This window comes from Nitrospira sp. BLG_2 (assembly GCF_049222245.1).
Genome location: NZ_JBLYIG010000076.1, coordinates 25868 through 32758, shown reverse-complemented (window position 1 = coordinate 32758; position 6891 = coordinate 25868). Strand labels below are relative to the sequence as shown.

At 54.5% G+C, this 6891-nt stretch carries 9 protein-coding genes and 1 tRNA gene; 6 read left to right on the top strand and 4 right to left on the bottom strand.

Features of this window, described 5'->3' with window-relative positions; genetic code table 11:
• The 6 genes from ACOSYY_RS02200 to ACOSYY_RS02175 form a co-directional block, all read left to right on the top strand.
• On the top strand, nucleotides 1–628 hold a 628-nt coding region (locus ACOSYY_RS02200), incomplete at its 5' end, for a galactose-1-phosphate uridylyltransferase (protein ID WP_421660634.1).
• Entirely contained in the window at nucleotides 629–2011 is a 1383-nt protein-coding gene (locus tag ACOSYY_RS02195; protein ID WP_421660633.1) for a CCA tRNA nucleotidyltransferase, read from the top strand.
• Nucleotides 2012–2102: 91 nt separating this feature from the next.
• Nucleotides 2103–2297: a MoaD/ThiS family protein gene (locus ACOSYY_RS02190; RefSeq protein ID WP_421660632.1), complete on the top strand. Its 195-nt coding sequence runs from the start codon at nucleotides 2103–2105 to the stop codon at nucleotides 2295–2297.
• Between the two features lie 360 nt (nucleotides 2298–2657).
• Complete coding sequence (locus ACOSYY_RS02185) at nucleotides 2658–2894, top strand: hypothetical protein (protein WP_421660631.1); 237 nt, start codon at nucleotides 2658–2660, stop codon at nucleotides 2892–2894.
• 328 nt (nucleotides 2895–3222) lie between these two features.
• The gene (locus ACOSYY_RS02180) at nucleotides 3223–3591 is read left to right on the top strand and encodes a fibronectin type III domain-containing protein (protein ID WP_421660630.1); all 369 of its coding nucleotides are present in this window, start codon (nucleotides 3223–3225) and stop codon (nucleotides 3589–3591) included.
• A gap of 200 nt (nucleotides 3592–3791) precedes the next feature.
• A tRNA-Arg gene (locus tag ACOSYY_RS02175) sits at nucleotides 3792–3867 on the top strand.
• Nucleotides 3868–4205: 338 nt separating this feature from the next.
• On the opposite strand, the gene ACOSYY_RS02170 is transcribed toward ACOSYY_RS02175, so the two are convergent.
• The 4 genes from ACOSYY_RS02170 to ACOSYY_RS02155 all read right to left on the bottom strand — a co-directional run bounded on the left by ACOSYY_RS02170 (nucleotide 4206) and on the right by ACOSYY_RS02155 (nucleotide 6796).
• On the bottom strand, nucleotides 4206–4787 hold the full coding sequence (locus ACOSYY_RS02170; protein WP_421660629.1) for a lipid-binding SYLF domain-containing protein: 582 nt from the start codon (nucleotides 4785–4787) through the stop codon (nucleotides 4206–4208).
• A gap of 350 nt (nucleotides 4788–5137) precedes the next feature.
• On the bottom strand, nucleotides 5138–5572 hold the full coding sequence (locus ACOSYY_RS02165) for a hypothetical protein (protein ID WP_421660628.1): 435 nt from the start codon (nucleotides 5570–5572) through the stop codon (nucleotides 5138–5140).
• A 167-nt stretch (nucleotides 5573–5739) separates the two neighbouring features.
• The gene (locus ACOSYY_RS02160; protein ID WP_421660627.1) at nucleotides 5740–6174 is read right to left on the bottom strand and encodes a hypothetical protein; all 435 of its coding nucleotides are present in this window, start codon (nucleotides 6172–6174) and stop codon (nucleotides 5740–5742) included.
• A gap of 61 nt (nucleotides 6175–6235) precedes the next feature.
• On the bottom strand, nucleotides 6236–6796 hold the full coding sequence (locus ACOSYY_RS02155; protein WP_421660626.1) for a hypothetical protein: 561 nt from the start codon (nucleotides 6794–6796) through the stop codon (nucleotides 6236–6238).
• Nucleotides 6797–6891: the final 95 nt, after the last annotated feature.

The window sequence follows — 6891 nt, the reverse complement described above, 5'->3', positions numbered from 1 at the left end:
CGAGGACATGCTGTGGGCCTATCGGGACCGAATGATCGATCTCAGAAAGGATCTTCGGTTCCGCTATATTCTTATTTTTAAGAACCATGGCGCATCCGCCGGTGCCACGCTGGAACACAGCCATTCTCAGCTGATTGCTCTCCCGATCGTCCCGACCAATGTGCAGGAGGAGCTTGACGGATGCCGCGCTCATTATCAGCAGAAGGAGCGTTGCATCTACTGCGATATTCTCCGACAGGATCTCTCCGATGGAGATCGGATCGTCGCGGAGAATCCCGAGTTCCTATGTGTGACGCCGTTCGCGCCGCGGTTCCCGTTCGAAATGTGGATTCTTCCCAAGCGTCACGCCGCGTATTTTGAAGAAAGTCAGAAGTCGCAATTTGAATTTCTGGCCTCGATCCTTTCGGAGTCGTTGCGCCGCATGAATAAAGTGTTGTCCCGCCCCCCGTACAATTTCATCCTCCATAGCTCTCCCCTTCATGAGAAGACCGGCGATTACTACCATTGGCATTTGGAGATCATTCCTAAACTGACGCAAGTAGCCGGTTTCGAATGGGGCACCGGCTTCTACATTAATCCCGTGTCACCGGAAGAAGCCGCGACGTTTCTCCGTGAAACGGTGATCTGAGTGCCGATCCGTCTTCGCCTTGAAGATCCCAACCTCAGGGAGATCCTTCGCCGTATCGCACACACCATTCGTCGTGGAGGCGGAAGGGCCTGGTTGGTCGGCGGCTGCGTACGCGATCTTGTGCTCGGTCGACAGCCTCAAGATCTGGATATCGAAGTCGTTGGGCTCCAGCCCGGTCAAATCCATGCGCTGCTGGCTGAGCACTTCTCCGTGCAATTCGTCGGGAAAACATTCCAGGTCTTCAAACTGCAAGGCCTGCCGGTCGATCTTTCCATTCCCTCCCGTATACCCACTGACGGCACATCCCTTCCGGGGTTGCCGAGACAAGTCGATCCCGGCATGCCGATCGACGAGGCGCTTGCACGACGAGACTTCACCATAAACGCGATGGCCTGGGATCCGGACACGAGGGAGCTTCGCGATCCCTTCAACGGACGCGGCGACCTTGATGCACGGATATTGCGCCACGCATCGACGCGATTCGCCGAAGATCCTCTGCGCGTCTTGCGTGGCATGCAGCTGTCCGCCCGTTTGGAGTTCACTGTTGCGCCGGAAACAGTAGCCCTGTGCCACACACTGTCCCAGGATGGTCAACCGAGCGAGCGTCTGTGGGAAGAATGGAAGAGACTTCTCCTTCAAGGCAGCAAGCCTTCATTAGGTTTGCAATTCTTACATCACTGCGGTTGGCTTCGTTTCTACCCGGAGCTCGCCGCCCTCCAAGGCTGCCCGCAAGATCCCATCTGGCACCCAGAAGGAGACGTCTGGATTCATACACTCCACTGCCTGGACTGGTTCGCTGCAGAACGAACCGGTCATGAGCCGGACGATCTTGCCGTGGGCTTGGGCGTCCTCTGCCATGACTTCGGCAAACCGGCCACGACCAGAGAGGAATATGGGCGCGTCACCGCGCGAGGGCATGAATCGGAAGGAGAAGGCCCAACGAGATGTTTTCTTGAGCGATTGACCAACCGGCACGATCTGATCGATGAGGTGGTTTCATTGGTGTGTTGCCATCTCCGTCCTCGTGCCCTCTATGACGCCAACGCTTCGGACAGCGCCGTCCGTCGGTTGGCAAAACAAGTCCGCCGCATCGACCGATTGGTGCGTGTGGCGCGGGCCGACCATGCAGGCCGTCCGCCGAAACAGTTTGATGGATTTCCTGCCGGCGAGTGGCTGCTGGCCAGGGCGCGGCAGCTGGCAGTGGATCGCCGTCCTCCCCTTCCCATTGTCATGGGCCGTCACCTATTGGAATTGGGAGTCCAGCCAGGTCCCGACATGGGCCGACTCCTTGACGACTGTTATGAGGCTCAGCTTGACGGAGACTTTGGAACGCTGGAGGACGGCCTTGCCTACATAAAGAGCCGGCTCTCCGCTCCGTGCTGATCGGCTTCTCGTTCTTCAACCTTTCGAGCATTCACCCGTCATTCCTGAACACCCTTGCTCCTTGGCCGCTGGAACGCGTATCATCCTCCCCATGCACGTGCAATTGAATCACCCGTCGCGGTCGGTTGAAATCAAAGGGCCAAAGCGGGCCAAAGACCTGCTGCGCGAATTGGATCTTTTGGCTGAAGCGCACTTGGTGATTCGAGGCGACGAATTAGTGACAGAAGACGAAATGCTTTCAGACAAAGATCAGATCGAAATCCGTCCGGTGATTTCGGGTGGGTAAGGGCCTTCCCGATATGACCGTCATGAATAACTCCTCGATCGGATGGCAAACAGAGTAAAGACATTTCGTTCCAGAAACCTCTGCCAAACACCCGAAGCGTTCCCCTCTTGAAGCTCCCTTAGCTCTCTTATGAGGCGGTTTAGTCGCGTCCTTACCATTCCGCTACAGAGCCCTGTATGAAGAATCATGCGCAGGTTCATGAGAGAAATTTCATAACCTGCTGATAACTCATTAGTCTCCGTCTCATTTTGTGAATAGAGCAGAACGGCACTACCCTTGCTGAACATCTGGGTAAGTGCCAAGTGAATGGCACACATATTTTACAATTTTTATTTCATAGGGGGTTTCATAATGAAGAGCATGTTGATGGCAGTCATGGCAGTGGCAGTGGCAGTGACATTCAGTGCGCCAGCCTTCGCCGGCGAAAAGAAGGAAGAGAAGAAGAGCGGCCATGTCGTGGTGTACGGCGAAGACAAGAAGAAGCAGGATGGCGGCAAGGCCGACGACATCTTCGGCAGCGAGAAGAAAGAGGAGAAAAAGGGCGGCCATGCCGATATCTTCGGTAACAAGGACGAAAAGAAGAGCGGCGGCAAGTAAGTTCTAGTTTGGTGAGACTGGCTGAGGGGCCTTCTACACAGTAGAAGCCCCTCGGCTTTTTTTACCGGCGCATGTGAGCCGATCTCTGCACCAGTTCCTTTACAACGACAAGAGTAACAAATTCCGACAAACTGTACGATTCTGCCGACTCTACCCAAGAGCTCGCACGGCGCTCACCTGAGTGATCCACTATTGTCCTTATACATACAAGGACTTCTGTAGGAATACATTCGCGGTGCCTTCGGTACAAGCCTTGCTTATACGGCTTGCTCAAGTGTAGGCCTCCAAACAAACTGCCCCGCCGTAGGAGTAAGATTAGGAGTAAGATATGGACTTCGCGAGATCAATCGTGAACCATTATCAGTGCCTTCTGATCTGTTTGTTTCAGTTCACCATTATTGCGTGCACTTCACCAGAAGACTCCACGCCAACCAGTGAAATGGTTACGGCAACCAGCGAAACAGCCACTCTATCGTGGAATGCCAATAGCGAACCGGACCTTGAGGGCTACAAAATCTATCTGGGAACAGTCTCTGGAGGCTATGATGCACCGATTGCTACTGTGCCCGTGGACGTCACCAGCTACACCATCACCGGTCTGGACACCGGTACCACCTATTTCTTCTCGGTCACCGCGTACAATTCGAGTGGCGCTGAAAGTTCCTTCTCAAACGAAGTGAGCAAAACGGCCCTCTAGCCAACTTCGCCGAACCTCGAATCCTGACTTTCCAGCGTTCATCTCTTGACCCTCTCTCTCCGAGAACTGTATAACCACTGACTCCGGCAGTGCTGAGTTGACGGTGCCGAGTGCTGAGGCGATAGACAGTCTTGAGCAATTTCATCAAGCTCATCTTTTAACTCAGAACTCAGCACCCGGACTCGGCACTTCATCGGAAGGCGCCCGTAGCTCAATGGATAGAGCACCAGACTACGGATCTGGGGGTTACAGGTTCAAGTCCTGTCGGGCGCACCACAATGCACAAGTTGCACTGTCTCTTCTTTTCTATTTCTTTCCTTGGTTGTAGTTGGGATTAAGATTCCGGATTTATTCCCAGCCGAATGCAAAAGACTCCTTGGTTTACAACTTCTTTCAAGTGCTCAAGGCGCCAGATGGGCATACCGTAGGATTGTTTCGGCATCAGGATGACACATGCACAATGGGATTACATTATCCTGGGTACGGACATAGCGAGTTCGAGGTGGAGGTACGCGATGTATGAACGGCTCGAGCTAGCTACCGAGGCATGAAAGGCGTGTAGGCGAGGTCTCGTCGCGGAGCACCTCGCCTACCTCTCGATACCTAGCCGTCGCTTAGAGGGGGTCAAAGCTGAACTTTTGCCCTCCAATAGCCGCCTCATACATCAGACCGCCGATCGCTTGGGTAAAGACGGCCATTCCCTTGGTGTAGCCGAGGCTGACTTGTTCACCGGATTTTGGTCCTGCACTCATTCCCGCTGATCCTCCTGTCGTCCCCGTCGTGGCTTGCGCCCCGGCAGTGATGGCAACTGCTGACGCCGTGGCGTCGAACGCAAATTCGCCGCTCGTAAACTCCTCATACGCGCGCTGATCTTTGAAGAAAATAATTTCGCAGAACCCCTGGCCTCCGGCTTGGAAACCAAAAGAGAGCTTCATCAGCCTTGTTTTGCCGGTCACCTTCCCATCGCGGTAGACTTGTCCCTGCCCATAGGCGCCGCCGACCCCCAGCCCTCCTTTCCCGATGAGAGGAAAGACCGCATAGCCGTACGCATTCTCAAAAAACGGTTTCACCTGGTCTGAAGATTTGAATTTGTCGATCGTGGACGAATAATCCTCGGCCGCCAAAGCACTGGAGCCCACATATGCCATGGCTGCCATTAACAAAACGGCTGGTACAGACACGCGAAATGCCCTCATGGTCGCCTCCTTCTGTTATCAAAATCTACAGCACATATTTACCGTCATCGCACCTCGAACCCACGATTGATTTTTGGCGGCCTGCATCCAGAGTAGTGATGGATATTCTCTCATCGTGCAGGGCTCCGCATCGCATAATAATGTCCACGATACTATAGCGCGACGCCGATCAGTTGCAACGCTTAGGTACGGCGTCGTGGGAAATTTCATGAGATATTGTCGCTCGTCCTCGTCGTCCGCGGCGTCTTCACCCTCAGAAAGCGGTCATGATGGAACAGGCTAAACGTCGCCGCAGCCACAACTGCATGCCATGACTCGGCCGCATCGTTACATTTCCTCTGTATGAAAATTTATTGTGCCTTTGTGAAATCGCCTCGAAACCGGTCTTCAGTTTCGTGATTGGTTACTTCGACGGCCAGGATTGGTTCTCCCTTATGATAATAGAGTGAGATTCGCATGGCCCGTTGGTCGGTATCTTCGATGAGTCGTCCGTCACGGGCTTCCAGCAATCCGGCCCCGACCGCCGCTTTGGACTTAGATTGTCCCGCAAACAGGTAGTGTCCGTTTTCGCGAATCATCAAACGGACTGAGCCTTCCGTTAGCAGGGCGGTATTCTTTGTCACGACGCCTACCCATTCGCCCTCAACCATATGAACATCGGTAATCGGGACCGGCGTCCATTCTTTGCCGTCATGAAGCGGGAGGCCGGCGCAGCCGACAAGAAGGGCCAGTACGAAGGAAACGATCGGGCCGCGAGAAGAGCCCCTCTTGATCAGTTGGTCCATAGGATATCTTCCAGTGTCGCCAACTACTGCAGGTCCTGCATCAGCCGCTGACATTCCGGGTCGCGATAAGTCAGTTTCGTCGCGGCGAAGCTGAGATCAGAACACAATATGTCGAGCTGGGTTGGACACATTCAAACCGCAACAACGTGGCGGTCCGCACGGAATCGCTATGGTCGTTTTGGCGTCAGCTGCGCGCGATACGTGATCCCATCACTGGTCGTCCCCTCGGCCTTCAGGATGTGATCGTCTTGCCCGACATGGCGATGAAGCTGCGCCGTGATCGTCCCTCTTGAAGAACGCGCAAACAGTTTTCCATCCTCCAGGGTGAATTGCCCGCTGCCGCTGAAGACACCGATGGTCCGGATTGACTCAAAGTGATACATCCCATCTTCCCGTATCCTGAGCGTAACCCAATCATCTGAACGGGTGGCCGGAGACCGCACCATGATCCCTTCCCATGTTCCTGCCGTGGCTTTGATATCGGTCATCGGGATCGGTTCAAGCGGCGGTGACGCAAAGCGGTCCATCCAACTGCACGCGCTCAGGCTGCCATAGCACATGAACACGAGTAGTACGAAGAGCGTTCGTATGGGTTGCTTCATTGCCTTCCTCCATTCGTTCTCACTTGTCCCCCCCTGTATGCAGGAACCGGCACTCTATTCATTACTGGAGGGCCTGAGCGTCCTGCGCCGCTTGAATGAATCGTTGCATACAGTCCTCAGTCCCTCGCCGAATGAGAACGCCGCTTTGAGCGAGCAGGTTGGGTCCATACTGAACTGAGAAACAATTCCACGTGAACACCGTTCGATCACCGGATCGCACGTTGTACGTCGCCCGCAATTCGAACCATCTCTTCGTTTCATCCGTCCAATCGACGTAGAACCGTGCGAGAGACCCCGAAATCGAGCGCGTGCCGGACTTCTCCACCGTATATCCGGAATGAGCCAATTCCTTTCGCAGGGCCTCCGTAAAAAAGGTGCTGACCTCTTGTGAAAGAAACAGGTGCGCTCTCGTGCCTTGATTCCGCTCTACTTCGTGTGCCCGCACACGACCCGATCCTGCCGCTTCATACCGGAAGGGTTCGATTGTTAGCTTCCCCTGGCCCTTCAAGGAATTGCCCGGCTCATAGTCGAGCGTCATGATGCTGGCGCACCCCACGATGAGCACTCCCCCTATCCAGAGGATCACCGTTGGGGGTCCACATCGTCGCAAAGAGCGCATCATTCGGCCATTCTCATGATGTCGGGTTCTCACTACCCGAAAGCGAGAATGCCCCCAAACGTCATGCCCGGGCATTACAAGTCATCGAACCTACACAG